The organism is uncultured Intestinibacter sp. (assembly GCF_902468165.1).
Taxonomy (GTDB): Bacteria; Bacillota; Clostridia; order Peptostreptococcales; family Peptostreptococcaceae; genus Intestinibacter.
In genome coordinates this window covers 1-18,301 of sequence record NZ_CABQXJ010000064.1, presented here as the reverse complement: position 1 = coordinate 18,301, position 18,301 = coordinate 1, and the positions used below count along the sequence as shown (strand labels likewise).

At 32.1% G+C, this 18,301-nt stretch carries 24 protein-coding genes; 15 read left to right on the top strand and 9 right to left on the bottom strand.

The window, feature by feature from the left end; all coding sequences use genetic code 11:
• Positions 1–182: 182 nt before the first annotated feature.
• Positions 183–716 (bottom strand): GNAT family N-acetyltransferase, encoded by a 534-nt coding sequence (locus tag RDX53_RS10910; protein ID WP_307994137.1) that lies wholly within the window; start codon positions 714–716, stop codon positions 183–185.
• A 256-nt stretch (positions 717–972) separates the two neighbouring features.
• On the opposite strand from RDX53_RS10910, the gene RDX53_RS10905 reads away from it, so the two are divergent.
• The 13 genes from RDX53_RS10905 (at position 973) to RDX53_RS10845 (ending at position 10,633) form a co-directional block, all read left to right on the top strand.
• Positions 973–1,110 (top strand): hypothetical protein, encoded by a 138-nt coding sequence (locus RDX53_RS10905; RefSeq protein WP_307994136.1) that lies wholly within the window; start codon positions 973–975, stop codon positions 1,108–1,110.
• A gap of 41 nt (positions 1,111–1,151) precedes the next feature.
• Positions 1,152–1,490 carry a cupin domain-containing protein gene (locus RDX53_RS10900; RefSeq protein WP_195928790.1) on the top strand — a complete coding sequence of 113 codons (339 nt, stop codon included), beginning with the start codon at positions 1,152–1,154 and terminating at the stop codon, positions 1,488–1,490.
• Positions 1,491–1,493: 3 nt separating this feature from the next.
• Entirely contained in the window at positions 1,494–1,832 is a 339-nt protein-coding gene (locus RDX53_RS10895) for a cupin (RefSeq protein ID WP_295675490.1), read from the top strand.
• Between the two features lie 218 nt (positions 1,833–2,050).
• A complete protein-coding gene (locus RDX53_RS10890) occupies positions 2,051–2,338 on the top strand; it encodes a hypothetical protein (protein WP_307994139.1) in 288 nt (95 codons plus the stop codon).
• Positions 2,274–2,927, top strand: a complete 654-nt coding sequence (locus tag RDX53_RS10885) for an NAD-binding protein (protein WP_331607222.1) — start codon at positions 2,274–2,276, stop codon at positions 2,925–2,927. The genes RDX53_RS10890 and RDX53_RS10885 overlap by 65 nt, the downstream gene beginning before the upstream one ends.
• A gap of 186 nt (positions 2,928–3,113) precedes the next feature.
• A complete protein-coding gene (locus tag RDX53_RS10880) occupies positions 3,114–3,968 on the top strand; it encodes an aldo/keto reductase (RefSeq protein ID WP_307994135.1) in 855 nt (284 codons plus the stop codon).
• Positions 3,969–4,191: 223 nt separating this feature from the next.
• Positions 4,192–4,956 (top strand): HNH endonuclease, encoded by a 765-nt coding sequence (locus RDX53_RS10875; RefSeq protein WP_195928796.1) that lies wholly within the window; start codon positions 4,192–4,194, stop codon positions 4,954–4,956.
• Positions 4,957–5,108: 152 nt separating this feature from the next.
• Positions 5,109–5,783, top strand: coding sequence for a lysozyme inhibitor LprI family protein (locus RDX53_RS10870; RefSeq protein ID WP_195928798.1), 675 nt, complete (start codon positions 5,109–5,111; stop codon positions 5,781–5,783).
• Positions 5,784–5,912: 129 nt separating this feature from the next.
• Positions 5,913–6,602, top strand: coding sequence for a lysozyme inhibitor LprI family protein (locus tag RDX53_RS10865; protein ID WP_195928800.1), 690 nt, complete (start codon positions 5,913–5,915; stop codon positions 6,600–6,602).
• A 126-nt stretch (positions 6,603–6,728) separates the two neighbouring features.
• Entirely contained in the window at positions 6,729–8,537 is a 1,809-nt protein-coding gene (locus RDX53_RS10860) for an Ig-like domain-containing protein (RefSeq protein WP_307994134.1), read from the top strand.
• Between the two features lie 325 nt (positions 8,538–8,862).
• Positions 8,863–9,765, top strand: a complete 903-nt coding sequence (locus tag RDX53_RS10855) for a hypothetical protein (RefSeq protein WP_307994133.1) — start codon at positions 8,863–8,865, stop codon at positions 9,763–9,765.
• A gap of 177 nt (positions 9,766–9,942) precedes the next feature.
• The gene (locus RDX53_RS10850) at positions 9,943–10,245 is read left to right on the top strand and encodes a (2Fe-2S)-binding protein (RefSeq protein WP_195928806.1); all 303 of its coding nucleotides are present in this window, start codon (positions 9,943–9,945) and stop codon (positions 10,243–10,245) included.
• Between the two features lie 58 nt (positions 10,246–10,303).
• Positions 10,304–10,633, top strand: coding sequence for a DUF1904 domain-containing protein (locus tag RDX53_RS10845; RefSeq protein WP_195928808.1), 330 nt, complete (start codon positions 10,304–10,306; stop codon positions 10,631–10,633).
• A 234-nt stretch (positions 10,634–10,867) separates the two neighbouring features.
• Here the strand turns inward: RDX53_RS10845 and RDX53_RS10840 are convergent, their stop codons facing one another.
• From RDX53_RS10840 to RDX53_RS10810, 7 genes are all read right to left on the bottom strand, one after another.
• On the bottom strand, positions 10,868–11,668 hold the full coding sequence (locus tag RDX53_RS10840; RefSeq protein ID WP_307994131.1) for an N-acetylmuramoyl-L-alanine amidase: 801 nt from the start codon (positions 11,666–11,668) through the stop codon (positions 10,868–10,870).
• A gap of 96 nt (positions 11,669–11,764) precedes the next feature.
• Positions 11,765–12,331, bottom strand: coding sequence for a single-stranded DNA-binding protein (locus RDX53_RS10835; RefSeq protein ID WP_195928812.1), 567 nt, complete (start codon positions 12,329–12,331; stop codon positions 11,765–11,767).
• 56 nt (positions 12,332–12,387) lie between these two features.
• Complete coding sequence (locus RDX53_RS10830; protein WP_195928814.1) at positions 12,388–13,698, bottom strand: DnaB-like helicase N-terminal domain-containing protein; 1,311 nt, start codon at positions 13,696–13,698, stop codon at positions 12,388–12,390.
• A gap of 79 nt (positions 13,699–13,777) precedes the next feature.
• Positions 13,778–15,061, bottom strand: a complete 1,284-nt coding sequence (locus RDX53_RS10825) for a hypothetical protein (protein ID WP_195928816.1) — start codon at positions 15,059–15,061, stop codon at positions 13,778–13,780.
• Between the two features lie 133 nt (positions 15,062–15,194).
• Entirely contained in the window at positions 15,195–15,350 is a 156-nt protein-coding gene (locus tag RDX53_RS14130; protein WP_195928818.1) for a YvrJ family protein, read from the bottom strand.
• A 12-nt stretch (positions 15,351–15,362) separates the two neighbouring features.
• On the bottom strand, positions 15,363–15,590 hold the full coding sequence (locus RDX53_RS10815; protein ID WP_295734999.1) for a DUF2922 domain-containing protein: 228 nt from the start codon (positions 15,588–15,590) through the stop codon (positions 15,363–15,365).
• A gap of 56 nt (positions 15,591–15,646) precedes the next feature.
• Positions 15,647–15,868, bottom strand: coding sequence for a DUF1659 domain-containing protein (locus RDX53_RS10810; protein ID WP_195928821.1), 222 nt, complete (start codon positions 15,866–15,868; stop codon positions 15,647–15,649).
• A 611-nt stretch (positions 15,869–16,479) separates the two neighbouring features.
• Here RDX53_RS10810 and RDX53_RS10805 point away from each other — a divergent pair.
• Positions 16,480–16,803, top strand: a complete 324-nt coding sequence (locus RDX53_RS10805) for a Mor transcription activator family protein (protein ID WP_195928823.1) — start codon at positions 16,480–16,482, stop codon at positions 16,801–16,803.
• Between the two features lie 133 nt (positions 16,804–16,936).
• On the opposite strand, the gene RDX53_RS10800 is transcribed toward RDX53_RS10805, so the two are convergent.
• Positions 16,937–17,185, bottom strand: coding sequence for a hypothetical protein (locus tag RDX53_RS10800; protein WP_195928825.1), 249 nt, complete (start codon positions 17,183–17,185; stop codon positions 16,937–16,939).
• A gap of 207 nt (positions 17,186–17,392) precedes the next feature.
• Here RDX53_RS10800 and RDX53_RS10795 point away from each other — a divergent pair, with 207 nt between their 5' ends.
• A complete protein-coding gene (locus RDX53_RS10795) occupies positions 17,393–17,920 on the top strand; it encodes a zinc ribbon domain-containing protein (RefSeq protein WP_195928827.1) in 528 nt (175 codons plus the stop codon).
• Positions 17,921–18,301 lie beyond the last annotated feature (381 nt).

Below are 18,301 nucleotides of genomic sequence, written 5' to 3'. Positions count from 1 at the left end.
GTAGAGTTAGGGTAAATATGGTTTAGTTTTTGATTTTTGGCAAGGGGAATGATGAATTATATTTTAATATAGTAGTGGGATAATTATATAAAAAGGTATAAGTCAGAGTTAGAAAAAACTAGCTAAATTTTAAGTTTAGCTAGTTTTTTTAAAAATTAAATTCTTTGAAATCCCTATTGACCCTAAATCTCAACACCATACACATCCCTATATATATCCTTCTTATATTTATCAAATTCCTTTTCATCTATCGACTCAGGATAACTCATGATATTTAATCTAAAAGGAGAATCGCCAGGATTTAAAGGTTGTTGTAAGTAATAAAAATCATTAAAAGAAAATCCTAGTTTCTCATAGAATGAAACTCTTTTTTTAGATGTATCGCAGTTTGGAGGTTCGACTTCTAAGAAGACTTTCTTGTCACATTTATTTAAATAATTTTTGATTAATGATGTACCGACACCTTTTCCTCTCAATTTGCTATCTACAGCCAAATGTTCTACATATATAAAATCATCAAATTCCCACACAGCCATTAGTGCTAATACTTCATCATTTTCCTTAAATACGAAAGGTCTATAGTTACTTATAGAAAGCAAGTCTTTTTGAGATGGATAATCTCTTCTTTCACTTTTGGGGAATGAATTATCTAATATATTAAAAAATGAATCAAAGTCATTTTCATTCATATCTATAAATTCTTTGATATTATGCATAATTATATCTCCTTAATAATTTATATGTTAATTATATTTTCATCTTATATTATAAATCTTCAAAAATGATTTACCAACTATAAAGTAGTTGTGTTTTGATATTTTTATGACTGGTTTGAAGTATATTATTCTATTTTCAAATCAGTGAGTATAGAGTACTAGAATTTATAAATTTCATTTTCGCCTATCCATATACCTAAAATTTTAGTCCATAAGAATAGAATGAAGTTTATCTACACCAAATTATCTCGCCCGCATGTTTGTCAAAGACGAGAACTTGTTTTCCACAGTAGAAAAAGAAATCATCTTAAGTAGAGATAATATAGGAAAAAGAGATATAAACTCTGATGAATTTATAAATGTTAGAAGAGAAATAATATCATTATTGAGATAAATCTAAAAAATTATAAAAATATATAAAAAGGAGAAATTAAAATGCAAGAATTAATAAAAAACGTAGAAAAAGGGAAACCAATAGATTTTGGAAGTTTAGTAAAATGTAATGAAGGTCAAATAGAAACAGTGACAATGGCACAAAAAAGTGGTGTAGGGATAACTGCTATGGCATTTGGACAAGGCGAGGGAGTAGGACCTCATGCAGCAAAAGGCGACGCAATGATATACATTCACGAAGGTGTTGCAACAGTGAAAATAGGCGACGACGTTATGGAAGCAAAAGCAGGAGAATTTGTGGTAATGCCAGCGAATATACAACATCAAGTAACTGCAAAAGAAGACATGAAGATGCTTTTAGTCGTAGTTAGAGAGGGATAGACTATGAAATATCTAAGAAATATCAAGCCTCACGAAGTTATAAAAATAACTGATATGATTAATCATTCAGGAAAATCGATAGCGAGCAAGGCTTTAATCGACAACGACCACACAGAAATAAGATTTTTCTCATTTCCAAAAGGCGAAAGTATAAGCAAAGAATACTACGAAATGGAAACGCTGTTTATTATGTTAGAAGGCAGCGCAAAAATTGTATATAATAAAGACGACGAAAAGGTGATTAATCCTGGGGACATAATCGCTATGGAGTCTGATATAGAATATGGAGTTGAGGCTTTGACTGATGTGAAGCTGTTTAATATATTGGTTAAGGTTGATTAGTGAGAACCGTATGCATGATGATTTTGATTGTTGTGTGTACGGTTTTTTGTTCAAATATACAAAAGTGTTGTGCGGTATAACGAAAAGTATAAATCGAGATTGAAAAAAAACTTAACAAATAGATAGAATTAAATAAAAGATTCATAACAATATATTTTAAAGATGAAAAGCTTTTCAAAATAAAGTTTGATAAAATAATATCAAAAGGGGAAAAAGTAATGGAGACAAAAAAGGGAACACCAATAGTTACAGAGATGCAGGTAATACCTGTTGCAGGATATGACAGTATGTTGATGACATTAAGTGGGGCTCATGCACCATATTTCACAAGAAATATAGTTATATTAAAAGATAGCTCAGGAAATACAGGAATAGGTGAAATTCATGGTGGTGGTTATACATGCGAATCTTTAAGAAGTTGTTTTAGGAGAAAATGGTGTTATAGAAGGAGCAAAAGAAGGATTAGTAGTAATAGACATGAGTTCAATAGCTCCATTAGTAAGTAGAGAAATATACGAAGCATTAAAAGAAAAAGGCGTTAAGATGATAGATGCACCAGTAAGTGGTGGAGAACCAAAAGCAATAGACGGAACAATGTCTGTAATGGTTGGTGGAGATAAAGAAGTATTCGACGCTTGCTATGATGTTATGGATGCTATGGCAGGGTCAGTAGTCTATACTGGTGAAATAGGAGCTGGTAACATAACTAAATTAGCTAACCAAACAATAGTTGCATTAAATATAGCAGCAATGTCAGAAGCGTATATATTAGCTACAAAAGCTGGAGTTGATCCAGAATTAGTATACCAAGCTATAAGAGGTGGATTAGCTGGAAGTACAGTATTAGATGCTAAATCAAACATGGTTATGGACAGAAACTTCAAACCAGGATTTAGAATAGATTTACATATAAAAGACTTAGGAAACGTGCTTGATACTGCTCATGGAGTAGGAGCTCCATTACCATTAACTGCAGCAGTTATGGAAATGATGCAAGCAATAAAACTTGATGGATGCGGAACAGAAGACCACTCTTCATTAGTTAAATACTATGAAAAATTAGCAAACGCTCAAGTTGTTAGAAAAGGAAACTAGGTTTCAACATTTGATTTAACCTCAAAATATACCTACAGATTATGTGGCTTTGCTACATAATCTGTTTTTTAATTGGGAATAAATTAATATAGGATTTAAAATGATATATAATTTAAGATAGAGTGAAGTTTTAAATTATATATAAGTGAAATATTAAGTGTTAATAATTGATAAGGAGGGACCAAAATGGATAGATTTGTTAGATTAAAAGATGGAGCGTTGATGCCGAAATTAGGACAGGGGACGTGGTTTTTGGGAGAAGATAAATCCAAAGAACAAGACGAAATTAAAAGTATAAAAATAGGAATAGAAAACAACATGACGCTTATCGATACAGCAGAAATGTATGGAGAAGGGTTAGCAGAAGAATTAGTCGGAAAAGCAATAAAAGGATATGACAGAGAAAAACTATTTTTAGTATCAAAAGTATATCCACATAATGCAGGAAGAAGAAACATATTTAGAAGTTGTGAAAATACACTAAAAAGAATGGGAGTAGAATATCTTGACTTGTACTTACTTCACTGGAGAGGGGCAGTACCACTAAGCGAGACTGTGGAATGTATGGAGGAGCTTGTTAAAAAAGGTAAAATAAAAAGATGGGGAGTTTCAAACTTCGATATAGACGATATGAAAGAACTTATGACTGTTAAAGATGGAGACAAATGCGTAGTAAACCAAGTCTTATATCACCTAGGCTCAAGAGGGATAGAATATAGCCTTTATCCTTGGATGAAAGAGCACAATATCCCAGTTATGGCATATTGCCCAATGGCACAAGGAGCAAGCTTAAAACACGAGCTAATGACAAATAAAGAACTAATAAAAATCGCTGAGAAATACGATTTATCAGTACCAGAATTGCTGCTTGCATTCGTATTGCAAAAAGATAATATTATCGCAATACCGAGAACATCTAACCCACAACATGCACTTAGAAATGCGAAGGTGGCTGATGTGAGGATTGATGAGGGGGATTTGGAGATTATGGATAGGGAGTTTCCGGCTCCTGATAGGAAGGTTTATTTGGATATTGTTTAGGGGATGGATTAAAATATATTAATAAAGGCCGTATACATGATGATTTTGATTATTGTGTATACGGCTTTTTATAATTGATTTAATGGTTACAATTTGGCTTACGATATTAATTTATTTATTTTTATCAGAGCTGTATTTTAGAACTAGAGGGTTTAAGGCAATTAAAAGAGAGATTGAGGTATATACAAAGGAATGTAATGAGTTAAATGATCATATAGAGGATATGAAGAGTGTGGATTTGGGGTTTAGAAGTAAGTATAAAAGTAATTTAAATTATTCTAAGAGCAAAAAAGGTAAAGGTAAAAAAAATCATTTAGAAGATTTGATAAATTGTGATTCTAGAACTTATATTTTGGGGGATAAGAGAAGGTTTAGAAAAGTATTTGATGATACTATCTCATCATTTTGTGAATTTTTTACAGTAGAAATTAATAAAGAAACTCTAGAAAAACTAGAAAAGACATTAAATGATTTTTTAGCTGTGGAAGAAGGTAAAAAATTATTAGAAAGACAAAGAGATGAAATTATAAAAAAGATAAGAAAAGAATTACCTTATTTTATTAGACGATTTACAGGGATACAAAGATTAAGTAGAAAACTAGGATTTAAGGATATAGATTTAAAGGATTCATACTTTCCTACATATACTTTTAGATGTATAAGTAAGTATGGAAAAATAACTGGAGCATTCGATGTTGTGTTTGATTTGAAAGAATTAGAAGAATTTATAAAATATTTATTACAAAAGATAAAATTCAAGAAAAGTGTAGCAGGTCAAAGGGCATTAATGACACCAAAGTTAAGAGAAAAGATAAAAGAAAGAGATGGTTATACTTGTCAAATCTGTGGATTATCCAATAAAGATGAGCCGAATTTATTGTTGGAAATAGATCATATAATTCCTTTATCTAAAGGAGGAATGACAACTGAGGGTAATTTGCAGATATTGTGTTGGAGGTGTAATAGAAGTAAGGGAGCTAAGATATAATTTTGTAGATGTTTTTTATTTGTATAAATATGGATTAACTAATAAATGATTTATAAAATGTGCTAAACTTTACTTAAAATATATGTTGAGGTTTTAGTTATATGGCTTTAATAGAGTAGTAATTAAACAATACAAAAACAGGGGGAATAAATATGATAGTAGCAGTAATAATCATACTTTCAGCACTAGCACTAGCTTTATTCTTTTTAAAAAAATCAAAAATAACCGCAATTGCATTTTCGGTAGTGCTTTTAGTTATAGGAATTGTATTTATAAAAGAGGGGCAAGATTTAAACCAAGAGCAACAGAGCCAAAACAAGGTGGCAAGTCAAAGTAAAAGCGAAAAAAGCGATAACTCAAATAACGACAAATCAAGTGATAAGACAGATAATCAAGAAAATAATAAATCAACAAAATCATCAAATCAAGCAAATAGCACAAAAACATACACAAGCAACAATAATCTTGTTGGATTGAAAAGTAAATATTTAGCACAACTGGATGAGTTGACGGTGCAAACTGATGAAAGGCAGCAAATTGATGATATTCCATGGATAGAGGTTAGAAGGATAGCTGCAGAAAGTTACCAAATGTGGGATGATAAATTGAACGAGATTTATGGTGTGTTAAAGCAGGAGTTGCCAGCAGATGAGATGGCGGCCCTTAAGCAGGAAGAAATACAGTGGATAAATGAGAGGGATAGTGCAGTAAAACAGGTAGAAATTCAGAATGGACCTGGGACTTTTGCGCCTTATGAGATGTCTATGACAAAGCTCAGTATGACAAGGGATAGATGTTATGAATTGGTTAATTCTTATTTTAAATAGCAAATTATTATAATTAAATAGATATTTCGACACAAAATTTAACATTATAAGGATTTATTAGTAAAATACTATATCCCCAAAATCCATTATATGTTATAAATAATATAGACCATATAAGGAGGGGAAATAATGGTACCAATAATAGTTATATTTGTAGCAGCGGCAGTTGTTTTATTCTTCCTGCTAAAATCGAAAGTGGCGAAGGTGTTAGTTTCGGCATTTGTGATTGTGGTAGGGGTTGTGCTTATGATGCAGGATTCGACAATAAATCAAAAGCAAGAACAAAATGTCGTAAAGAGTGAAAATAAGTTAGAGGGAGAGAATGATGAGTCTGGGCAAAACAACTCAGATAGTAAAGATTCGACACAAGAGTCAAATAACGACAAGTCGGATGAGAAGAAAGAAGGCAAAGAGGCTAGTAATAAAGACAATAGTCAAAGTACACAAAACAACAGTAATCAGTCTGCTAGTTTAAAATCTACATATTTGCAAGAATTAGCGAGTTTGGAAGCTAAAACGAATAATATGCTAGATGGATACACTACATATGAAATGACAAATAGTGCAACGCAAATTTATACTTTGTGGGATAATGAGTTAAATAAAATCTATGGAGTGCTGAAAAATCAGTTATCTGAAAGCGAGATGAATAGTCTTAGACAAAAGCAAAGAGAATGGATAACATATAGAGATAACAAGGCTGAACAAGATGCAGCTGAGTATGAAGGTGGGACTATGGCACAGCTAGAGTTGATACTTTCAAAGGCTAATACTACACAAGAGAGATGTTATGAATTAGTTAACTGGTATATGAAGTAAGTGATATGTAAAAATATAGAGAATTTTGTTCAAAAATGTTAGATATAGGGAATGATTGTATTGACTTAGACAATCATTCCCTATTATACTAAATTTAGACAATATATATACAATGTGAGGGGAATTATGACAAAAAACAAAAAAATCATATCTTTATTTTTAGCGTTTGTAATGCTAATATCAAGCGGTATATTTACTGCTAATGTGCATGCGGCACCAGCAAGACCTACAGTTTATGCACATGCATACACTATTATGGACGCTAATTCGGGAGAAATAATCATGTCTGAGCAGGGAAATAAGCGTATCTATCCTGCGAGTACAGTAAAGTTATTGACTGCAATAGTTGCAATTGAAAATTGCAGTTTATCAAAGAGGATAACAGTAAAACAATCTACTATAGATAAGATTGATGCAGATACGACATCAGCAAATCTAAAAGCGGGTTATTCGTACACTTTGGAAGAACTTTTAAACATGCTTTTAGTTTATTCAGCAGGTGATGCGGCTGAAATTATTGCAGAGGCAGTTGGAGGAAGTAGCGCACAATTTGTCAATATGATGAATAGAAAAGCTAAAGCACTTGGAATGAATAATTCTTATTTTGACAATGCTATTGGAATGGACTGGCATGCAAATCCAAATATTTATTCGACGGCAAACGATATTGCGAAATTGACAAGATACGCTATGACAAACGACACAATTAGAGAAATCGTTAAAAAGCCACAATATGTGATAAAAAACTACTATAATGGACAATCAAAGACATTACTTGCATCAAATAACTTCTTAAGAAATTATAGCTATTCTAAGAATTTATTCACGATAATAGGTTCAAAAACAGGTACAACTGACAAAGCTGGATATGCATTAGCTACAACAGCGAAAGATAGCTCAGGAAGAGAAGTGATCTGTTCATTTTTCGGTAAAAGTACTCGTACGCAAATGTTCCAAGATATAAACAAATTACTGACTTATACTTTTAATAATTATAAAACTATTTTGCAAAGAAGTTTTTATGATATTAGATATTCATCATCAAAAGCTGTTATAAATCAATACTTGGCAAATGGAGTTTTAACTATGACTTCTACAGGAAAGTTCTCAGGGAGTGAACAAGTAAGCAAGTATGAATTTGTAAATACGACAAATAAAGCTTTAAAAACATCATATACGACAAGTAATACATCAGAAAAAATGACATTATTAGGTGTCGCAAACTTATTTAAAGATTATAACAATAAAGAATATAGTGAAACTGTGAAAAACAAATATAAAACAGTATTCAAAAATTTAAATTCAACTGATTTTAATAATATGGTACATTTATACGAATTAAATGTATTACCACATAATTATCAGTACAATGTAAATTCAAAGATTTCTAGGGAAGAGATGGTACTACTATTAAGTAAAATGCCGAAAAAAGTAGCATCTTTAAAAACATTCCCGACATTCACAGTAAATACGATAAACCCAACATCGACAACGATAACAGGGAAAGGACTAGCGACTGCAACGGTAAGAGCGTATGTAAACGGAAGACAAATTGGAAACAGTGCAACTGTGAATTCTTATGGAAATTACAAAATAACAATACCGAAGCAAGCAGCAGGAGCGAAAGTAACTGTGAAGATGAGTAAAACAGGATACACAGATATATTAAAAGTTATATCAGTATCGTTAAACACATTCCCGACATTCACAGTCAACACAATAAGATATACTTCGACAACGATAACAGGTAAAGGTCTGAAAACAGCGACAGTAAGAGCGTATGTAAACGGAAGACAAATCGGGAAAACTGTAACTGTGGATGCTTATGGAAACTACAAAATAGTAATTCCAAAGCAAAGAGCAAAAACAAAAGTTGTCATCAATATGAGTAAAACTGGATATACAACAACATCAAAAACTATAGTTGTTAAATAAATTTAATATTTTAGAGTAGTTTATAGAGAAAAAAGGAATACGCAATTGTATTCCTTTTTTTGTGCAAATTTTAAAATTTTCTAAACATAAATTTTGTCCTTTTTTGTGTGAATTATCACGCGGGAAACGAGGAATTTCTCCATTATAGTCCTTTTTTGAATGTAAATATGTTTTTGTTGTAAAACGGGGTACTTGTATGTCGAAAATAAAAATATACAAATCGAATGATAGGATTATTTGACGTACGGTTTATGATATTTGGGTCTTATTAAGGTGATACAATATAATTAAGAGGGGGATCACAAAAAATCAAGGGGGGGTACGTATGAAAAGGAATTTTGCAAGTTGGACTATTTCGATATTATCTTTTGTAATGATGTTTAGTTTTACAGGTTGCTCTCAAAATCAACAATTAGATGATGCAAAAGCAGCCGAAAAAAATGAAATTGTGGAATCTCAAAAAACATCAAACAAAACACTGAAGAAACCAGTCGTAAATTATGCTACGTTAAAAGTGGACAAGAATCAGGCGACAAGTGGAGACAAGGTGAAGGTGAGCGTTAAGATAAAAGACGAAGATGATATGCAAAGTGCATACATTTATTATTTGTCAGGAATGACGGACAATCTTCAGATGATCGAGCTTAATTATAATGAAAAAACAAAGTATTATGAGGGGTATATTGAGATTTTAGATAGCAGTGAATCTGGAACTTGGAAGGTTGAAAGCATATTAACTGTCGATAAAAGAAATCGTACGACAAATACCTACAACTCACTTACAGTAAACGACACTACTTTAGAAAATAGACAAGATTTGTCGAGTGGTGATTTTACAGTTAGTAATACAAATCCAGAATACAACGCACCAAAAATAGACATGTCTACATTAAAAGTAAGCCAAAAAAGCGCTAAATTAGGAGACAAAATCAAGATAAGTATTAAGATTACAGACGAAACATCAATTCAAAAAGCAATAATAGTATATAAAAAGCCACAATCAAACAAAAGTGAAACAATTCAACTAACTTATAACGAAAAAACAAACATGATGGAAGGATATTACACTGTCAGCGAGACAAGCGAAAGTGGAATTTGGAAAATTAATTACATAATTGCCCACGATACAAACTACAACTCACGAACTATAAATTGTGATTGGGGCGATGAAAACGATTTGAAGTATTTTGTAAATGGTGATTTTACAGTTGAGGAAATTGAGGAATAATAGATAATTTTTAATAATCGAAAGCGGGAGAAGAGAGATCCCCGCTTTTGTTTTGCTAAAATAATAAATTTTATAAATAGCGAAAATAATAAATCTGTAAATAGCTTATAAATTTCACAACATAGTATGTCTAAATTAGTGTATACTATATACAATGACTAGAAGGAGAATTTACATATGAACTTAGCAATAGAAAAATATAAAAAAATAAGACAAGCCCAAGCAAATGGAGCGAGAACGATAGACGATTTAAAAAGAATGACTGATATAGTTATAGAAAATGATGACGAAGCAAAAGAAATGGAAGCAGTGTTAAAAAATGCATGTAAATGTAGAAATGTGTCTGTAGAAGAAGTTGCACAAGCCGTTAGAAATGGAGCAGACACAGTAGAAAAAGTTACAGCAGCAACTGGTGCTGGAGCAGATTGTGACAAATGTAAAGGTGGAGTACTTCAAAGTATCATAAAAAATAGAGGATAATATACAAACGAGTTTATTTATTATAAAATCATTACAAATTGGACAATAGGAGGACGACATGCCACAAATAAAAGTAAGAGGAATTAACGAAAACGACATTTGTAAAATAAGCGAAAAAATGGTCGATGAATTAGTAGAGGCAGTAAAATGCCCAAGAGATTATTTTGAGATAGAATGTATAAAATCTGTTGCTATAAGAGATGGCAAAATAGCAGATGTATACCCATTTGTTGAGGTTGCTTGGTTTGATAGAGGTCAAGAAATTCAAGACATAGTTGCCAAAATAATAACTAATAACATAAGAGAAAATCTAAATATAGAAAGCATGGATCTTGCTTTTACAGTTTTTGAAAAAGAGAAGTATTACGAAAATGGAGAGCATTTCTAGATAGAAAATAGCAATAGGAAAACCACATCTTGGGACTTAGGATGTGGTTTTTTAATTTCCAACCTATTAACTAAAGCAACGGAATCTTTGATTCGTTGGCGCCATGAGCAAAGCGAATTAACTTTAGCTAGTTTATGAGATATTATCTTCAAAATGGAAATACCTTAGGTGATTTGCTTTCTAAGAAGAAATATATTTAATAATGTATAAGATGCAGTATGTATTTTATTAAAACTAATAAATTTCCTCGATATAAGTTTTGTTTGTCGTAATATAATAGCCTGATTTTAATTTATACATATTTGTGTCATTTCTCTCGACCAAATCGACTATTGTAAATATATCTCCGGCTTTTGCCACCCCAGCAATGCTTGAGGTTTTAAAATCTGGGTATTTTCTATAGTTTACGTCTTTTTTGACTTTTATCATCTTTGGCAGGGGAGAAGTTGAGCTATTTTTTATGTAGTCAGGAGAGGTGCAGTTGATGATATTATCAAGAGTGATTTTGCCTGACTTTAAGTTATGGCAATCAGTTTTAAATTGTGTCATTTTATGGGGATTTTTGACCATATAAATTGGGCACAGTTTGTAAGCTTTTCCGACGACATCGGTGTGGGTAATGATGTCAGTCTTGCAGTCAAGCCCCTTATACTGGCACAACCACGCGCACAAGTGGACCATGCTTTTGTAGGTTTCGTCGGTATAGTGATTGTCCTCACCTGTTGTGGCGACTTCGATTGCGATGGCGTACTTATTGGCGCTGTTGGTCGCATAACATTGCTCGCTAGTTGGGATTAATTGAAAAATTGTTCCGTCGAGGTCGATAACATAGTGGGATGAGGCATAGACATATTTCCCGTTGACCTTGTACCCATTTGCGACAACATTGTTAAAATATGACACAGTTTGCCAGCCTTCCACATCAGCCTGACCAGTATAGTGAATAGCAATTTTCTTTGTGATAAGAGTAGTACCCGGTCTGCCAAATCTATTTCTTTTTTGCCATTTTTCGATTATTTTCGGTTTGCTGAGCATAATTTACCTCCTTTATATATGTAGATTTATATATTCATATTTATATGATTATATTTATAATAAATATATTTATTTTAGGTACAATTTTTACTTTGCCTAAAAAGGGATTTCATCATTTTCAGCGAGCTCTGTGACGCTTGGAACTGTGGAAGATGGTGTAATTGCAAAGGGTGGAGCAGTCGCAGTTTTAGGTGTTTGACTTATGTTGCTGGAATTTTTACTTGAGGCTAAATCACCAACTAAATTAGATTTAGAAGTTGAATCAGATGTAGAAAGTAAAGATTCAGAAGCAGTAGCATTAGCAGGGATTGAGTTATTTATGCCAGAATTATTCTCATCACTAGATCTATTTGGTGAGTGTAGTTTTGTTATAGTATTTGCGACTACTTTGGCGAAAGTCTTGTTATTTCCGTCAGAATCAACATATCTATCTATATGTAGACTGCCATCGACTGAAACTAGACAACCTTTTTCGATATAAGTCGCACAGTATTCTGCCTTTTTGCCCCAAATTTCAACAGGGATAAAGTCAGTAACGACTTGGCTATCTTTTCTATAACTGCGGTTTATTGCTAGCGTAATCTTTGAAATTGCAACACCTGTGTTAAAAAATCTAAGTTCTGGATCAGCTGTCAGCCTTCCTATTAATATAACTGAATTCATAAAAATACCTCCTTACAAATTTTTATAATAATTAAATTTTGAAAAGTTAAAGAGTTTTAACAAAAACTGCCTTGTTCGTATGTTGGCTCGTACCCAAAGTCTTTTTGAAGTTCTAGCTCGCCTTTTGTGAAAAATCTCTTTCTTTCTGATTTGAACTCTAAAAGGGCGCGTTTTTTGATTATGCCGGTGATTCTGTTTTTTAGGATGAGCGCATGGGTAAACGGCTTGCCATCTTCACGCGTCGTCTTAAAGATATAGTCTGCCAAGTTGGGTATTTCGCTTGCACCTGAGATTTCAAAAACGTGCGGCTCTCTATTCATAAGCGAGCTTTTGTTGGAATGGGCGACTAAAATGACGACGAGATTGTACTTTTTTGCTAGGTTTTTCAATGCTTTTACAGCTATGATTTGTTTTTCGTATTTGTCAGAACCGCTGCACTCTAGAGTCATCAAGTTGTCCAAAATAAATAATTTGACATTTTTCTTAATCGCCAAGTACTCAATCGCATTTGCCAGATTTATCTCGTCGGCCCTTGCCTCTTTGGAGTAAATAAATAATTTGTCCTTGGTCCAGTTGCTAATCATCTCAAAACCTTCATCACTAAGGCGCACATATTGACCGAAATTGTTGGTACAAATCGACAAATGTTTAGTATTTGCAACAGTTTTTGCAAACCACTCCATAATCATTTGGTAAGTAAGCTCGCCGGAATACAAAAATCCATTGAACCCTAAACTGAGCGCATTCGCCAAAATCTGATTTAAAAATGTACTCTTACCAGAACCAGGCTCACCAGTCACAACAGTAAGTGTGCCAAAGTTAAGCCCGCCGCCAGTAACATTGTCAATTGATCTAAATCCAGTTTCAATCGCACCTGAATTCTCAGTTTTGAGCGAAATTGTAGATGCATCAATAAACAAATCATTGACATTAGTACACTCCAAAAGCGTTGATTTTAGCTCATCTGTGAAGTTTATTAAGGCGCTTGTATCCATAGATTGAATATTTGTTCCGGCTTGTAAAAGCATATTGTGGATATAGCGTTTCATAGCGAGGTTCTTCACAATTTTCATGTAGTAGATGATGTTGTCAGCAGTCGGAACAATGGTGATAAGGCTCGAAATATAAGCAACACCGCCGATTTCGTCGAGAGTTTTGTCATTTTTCAACTCATTTGAAAGAATTATAAGGTCAATTTCCAAGTCAGAATCAGACAATTTTTTCATACACTTGTAGATGATTTTGTGCTTATCGAGATAAAAATCACTACTAGATAAATTTACCTCATTACCCTCAGAGATAGACTTAGGCTCGATTAGAATTGCACCCAGAATACTTTGTTCAGCCTCGATATTGTAAAGCTCCATAAAAATTCCCCCTTTAAGATTAAATAATCACAAATAAGATTAAATACTAAAATAAGACTAAATACTCACAAATTAAAATTTAAATGTCTTCAAAACCAACAAGAGAATAAGAACCATAGATGCTGTTTATAACTATTGAATTTTCAACGTTTTTTGAATTATGACTAGATACAAAATTATCCCTGCGATTAGATATAAAACCATTACGATTAGCCCCAAAGCCGTCTTTACAGTTAGATGAATAGTCACTGTGATTATACCCAAAGTCGTCTTTGTAGTTAGTCGCAAAACTACTGCGATTATATCCAAATCTATCCTTGCAGTTAGGCACAAAATCACTGTGATTATCTAAAAAACTGTTGTGGCTGTTATCGAAATTAGGCATAAATTTATTTTCTTCGTAGTTTTTTCGGCAAATTAAGCGGTCGTATTGCTTTCTAAGATTGCTCGGATTAAGGATTTGGCAACTCCAAAAAGCACTTTTTGTATGAACCCACTTGATTAATTCAGACACCTCTTTTAGATCTCTATGGTCAAAATTTAAAATTGCATCAAAAGTTCTAGCCCAGTTTCTCATATTAGGCATTTTGAAGTTAGGGTTATTTTTTCGAATGAGACTTAAAAGCAAATCTGATAACGATTTAGACGGATTTCCCTTTTTCGCGCGTATGTCTGATATAGTAGATTTATTTAGTAGATTAATCTTTTGGTCAGGTTTTTGAACCGGGATGTTTGGTTTTTGGTCCGGAACATTTGGTTTTTGAACCGATGGGTTCGGTTTTAAATCAACAGGGTTGGCGCAAGAATGCGCTCTATTTTCACTCAGTTTTAAATCATCAAAATCAGAAGAAATCGAATTTTCGTTGCATAAAAAATCATTATCGTCCCAATTTTCGCTATGATCATATGGAAAATTATCATCTTCAAAATCATATTCATTGATACAGTTACAAAGTTCTATGTTATTCATTGAATAAATAGAATCATCATCAAAATACGACATATTTTTATTATAAGTAGGATAGTTTTTATAAGATAAATTTATAAGTTTTGAATAGTTTTTGCCAAGTGCAAAGTATGAATATGTGCCAGAATTGTATACAGTTGTTTTTTTCAGAATTTCAGCGTCACAAAGTCTGCGAAGTCTTCTATAGATGGCATCTTTTTTAACATTTAAGATAGGAAATTCGTCAGTGATAGCCTCGTAAGATACCCAATAATATTTATCGCCTTTAAGTGTTTTTGTAATCATTTTACCAGAGTTTTTAAAATCAGTAAACCATCTCAATATGGCTAAATCACCCATAGAAAGCCCAAGTTCACATGCTCCTTTTTGAAGAAATCCCATTACTGTATATCTCATAAATTACATCCTCCTTATAAAAATAAATTTCTCCCAATTAAAAAATAGATAAACTCCCCCAGATTGTGGGGGAGGGGTGCTTTGGGGGAAGCACCTAATTAGTAGGTTTTAATTATAAAATAGAGTTTACGCCTTATTGTTTTGTAGCTTTAAGATTAATTATGTTATTTGAAAGCTTGTTGATGCTATCTGTCAGGGTTTCCAGCTTACTTTCAAGCCTAATTAGTAGATAAATCGACACAGCAACTGGAAAACCGACATTAGCAATTAAAGTTTCAATAATCTCCATATAGTGACATTCCTAAAGAACTAAGTCATATTCTGTCGTATCAGTAGTGACAATTTTAGCCTCAACAGCCTCAACAAATGCATAATCATTTTTCTTAAAGATGTTTTTTTCTACGATAAGCTCCATAGTTGTCTTGATTTCAGTTTCGGTAATGTTGTCTTTTGGATCGTCTATAGAGATGCTGACGTTTTTACCGACTGAATTTTTAAATACCATTACGAGTTTTTTTGTCTCTGTCATAAAAATTCTCCTTTCTTTTTATAGTGGGGAAGTCGAAGTGACTTCCAAAGTGAAAATTATTCAGATAAAGTAGAGTTGTCTAATCTGACTATGTTGTAGACTTCGTGTTTTTGCAGTGCAGCAATTGCATTTGCAACATCTAATACGTTTTGATTAGTTGCAGCAGGGTCCACAAAACCAAAAGTTTTAGTAGCTTTGATTTGTTTTGAATTTTGGTCAAGCCCTTTATCCAAATATAACTTCAATGATGATAAATTTTTAGTCGCTATAACTGCCATAAGTTAACCTCCTTTGTAAAAAATTTATGAAATTATAGCCTAGTATAAAAGATAAGCTATAAAACCAAAGCAAATTTATAGAGTGTTGGGTTTATTATTTATAGATAGTTTAATTTACTATTTTGTTTTAACTTATAAAACTTATAATTTGTATAATTAAGCATTTTGTTTAAACTTTTTATGAGTTATCTAATTAAGCGTTTTGTTGAAAAATGCTCTTTCTATCATAAGTTTTATATCATGTTGTCTTCTTACTTTAATAATAGCCAAAGTGATACTACACTTTCCAATAAAACACTTGAAAAAAATAAATTGTTCAAAAAGTTTTTTCAAAAGTTGAGGAAAATATTTAATAAAAATACTGTAAAAATTTATTTTTTTATATCAAATAAAAGCAAAATTATATGAAAAATGTAGTAATTTTAAGCAATACAAAGAAATATAATGTCGTGAAAATATATTGCGGTAATCGAACATATGTACTATACTATGAAATATAGACATACAAAATAGACTAAGAATTATAAAATATACAAGTATAAATACAGACTCAAAATGGCGGACAGTAAATAGTTAAGTATTTTTGATTTATGAAAGGTAGGGGTAGGCTTATGGATAGCGAAAATAAGAATATAGCTGAGTTTGATTATGATTATAAAAAGATCGTACCGCCGCGATTACACCGTTTTTATGAGATTATAGGAAAAGAAAAATACGAAGAAGTGTTAGAAGTATATGGAGGCAATCCACTTTATTTAAACCAAAAAGAAAGCTATGAAAGAGAGCTGAGAAATTGGAATATTTACAAAGATTATAAAAATGGCATGGAGTATTTTGACCTTACGTCAAAGTATAAGTTGAGTGTAACGACAATTAGAAATATTACAGCACAATGTCAAAAAAAAGAGAAAAACGGAAATAATGAAGAAAAATGACTACTGGGTTAAAAATAATAGTGAAAAATGACAAAATTAAACACAAACCAGATAATATATAATTTCCTTAGAATTGAAAAAGCCAACAACTTGCATATAACAAGCTGTTGGCTTATATAATAACTACCTTAACTTAATCTAAATCTAAATAATAATCCTCTTCATCCCACAAGCTGACATTATAGCAAGCATAAGCCTCATCTATTATTTTCCCCGAATATTTATTATTCGAAGATTCATACTGACTATAATGGCTAGCGAGTTGGGAGACATAGTCGCTTTGATCTGTTTGATCTTCAGATTTTTCTTCTGATTTAGTATCAGATTCGTCTGTCAGTGATTTGAATGTAAAATCACATAGTTTTTTTAATAACCCTTTCACTTAATAATTCTCCTTTGTATTTGAAATTTCCCTCATACATATTATTATATAACAAAATTTTGTCATAAAATGTAAAAACTTCTGCATATAGCAATTTAGTTTATCATAAATTTTATAAAATTTATACCCAATTTTTTATTTAGATTGAAAATTTTAGAAAAAAGTAATAAACTAAGTAAGGAAGAAACATTTAGAGGGGGTAAAATAATGAAATATAATACTATTTACGAACTAAATGAAAGGGGTAGAGCGACGATTTGCCCGCAATGCAAAAATGAAGACATAGCGGATGATGCAAATTATTGCGAAATTTGCGGTGCATCTTTAATAAATAGATGCACAAATACAGAGTGCAACACTATCGGAAGTGGAAAGGCGAGATTCTGTAAAGAGTGCGGAAGTGAGACAGAATTTGGGAAAAGAGGTTATCTAAAACCTTGGAATACTGAAGGCGAAATAGAAATAATAGACGAGATTGTAGAAGATGAAATAGAAATAAATATGGACGAATTAGAAGATAATGAAGAAAACATGGTAGAAATCGAAATTGCGCATGATGATGAGTTCGACAATGAAGAAGACGAAGCGCCAGAAATCGACCATAGCATTTTAGGTGATTTTGGAGCTGTATACAGCCAAGATGACGACGAAGAAAATGACGAAAACGAGGAAACTTATGATAGATTCCAAGAGTTCAGTTATAAAGGTGGAGACGAATTTTTCGAGATATTCTAAAATATATATTTAAAATATGACGTATCAAGTCGAATGTATAAAATACAGCGCGTGATATGACAAATAACGATATATTACATAGCCCATGTCGATATGATACATAATTAAATAAATAAAAAAACTACTCACATATATAAATATGGGGGTAGTTTTTTTATTTTAAGCAATGTACGAAGTCGCCCACTCATGAACGAAGTGAATTTCAAGCAACGTACAAAGCTGCGGCCGATTTTAACCAAATCAACCCCTTGTAGGATTATAAAAATACCCCTATTATGGTATAATCTAAATAAAACGAAAAGGAGTTGAGAATATGAGAGGATTACTAGATCCAAAGATGGATTTTGTATTTAAAAACATATTTGGAAGCGAAAAACACCC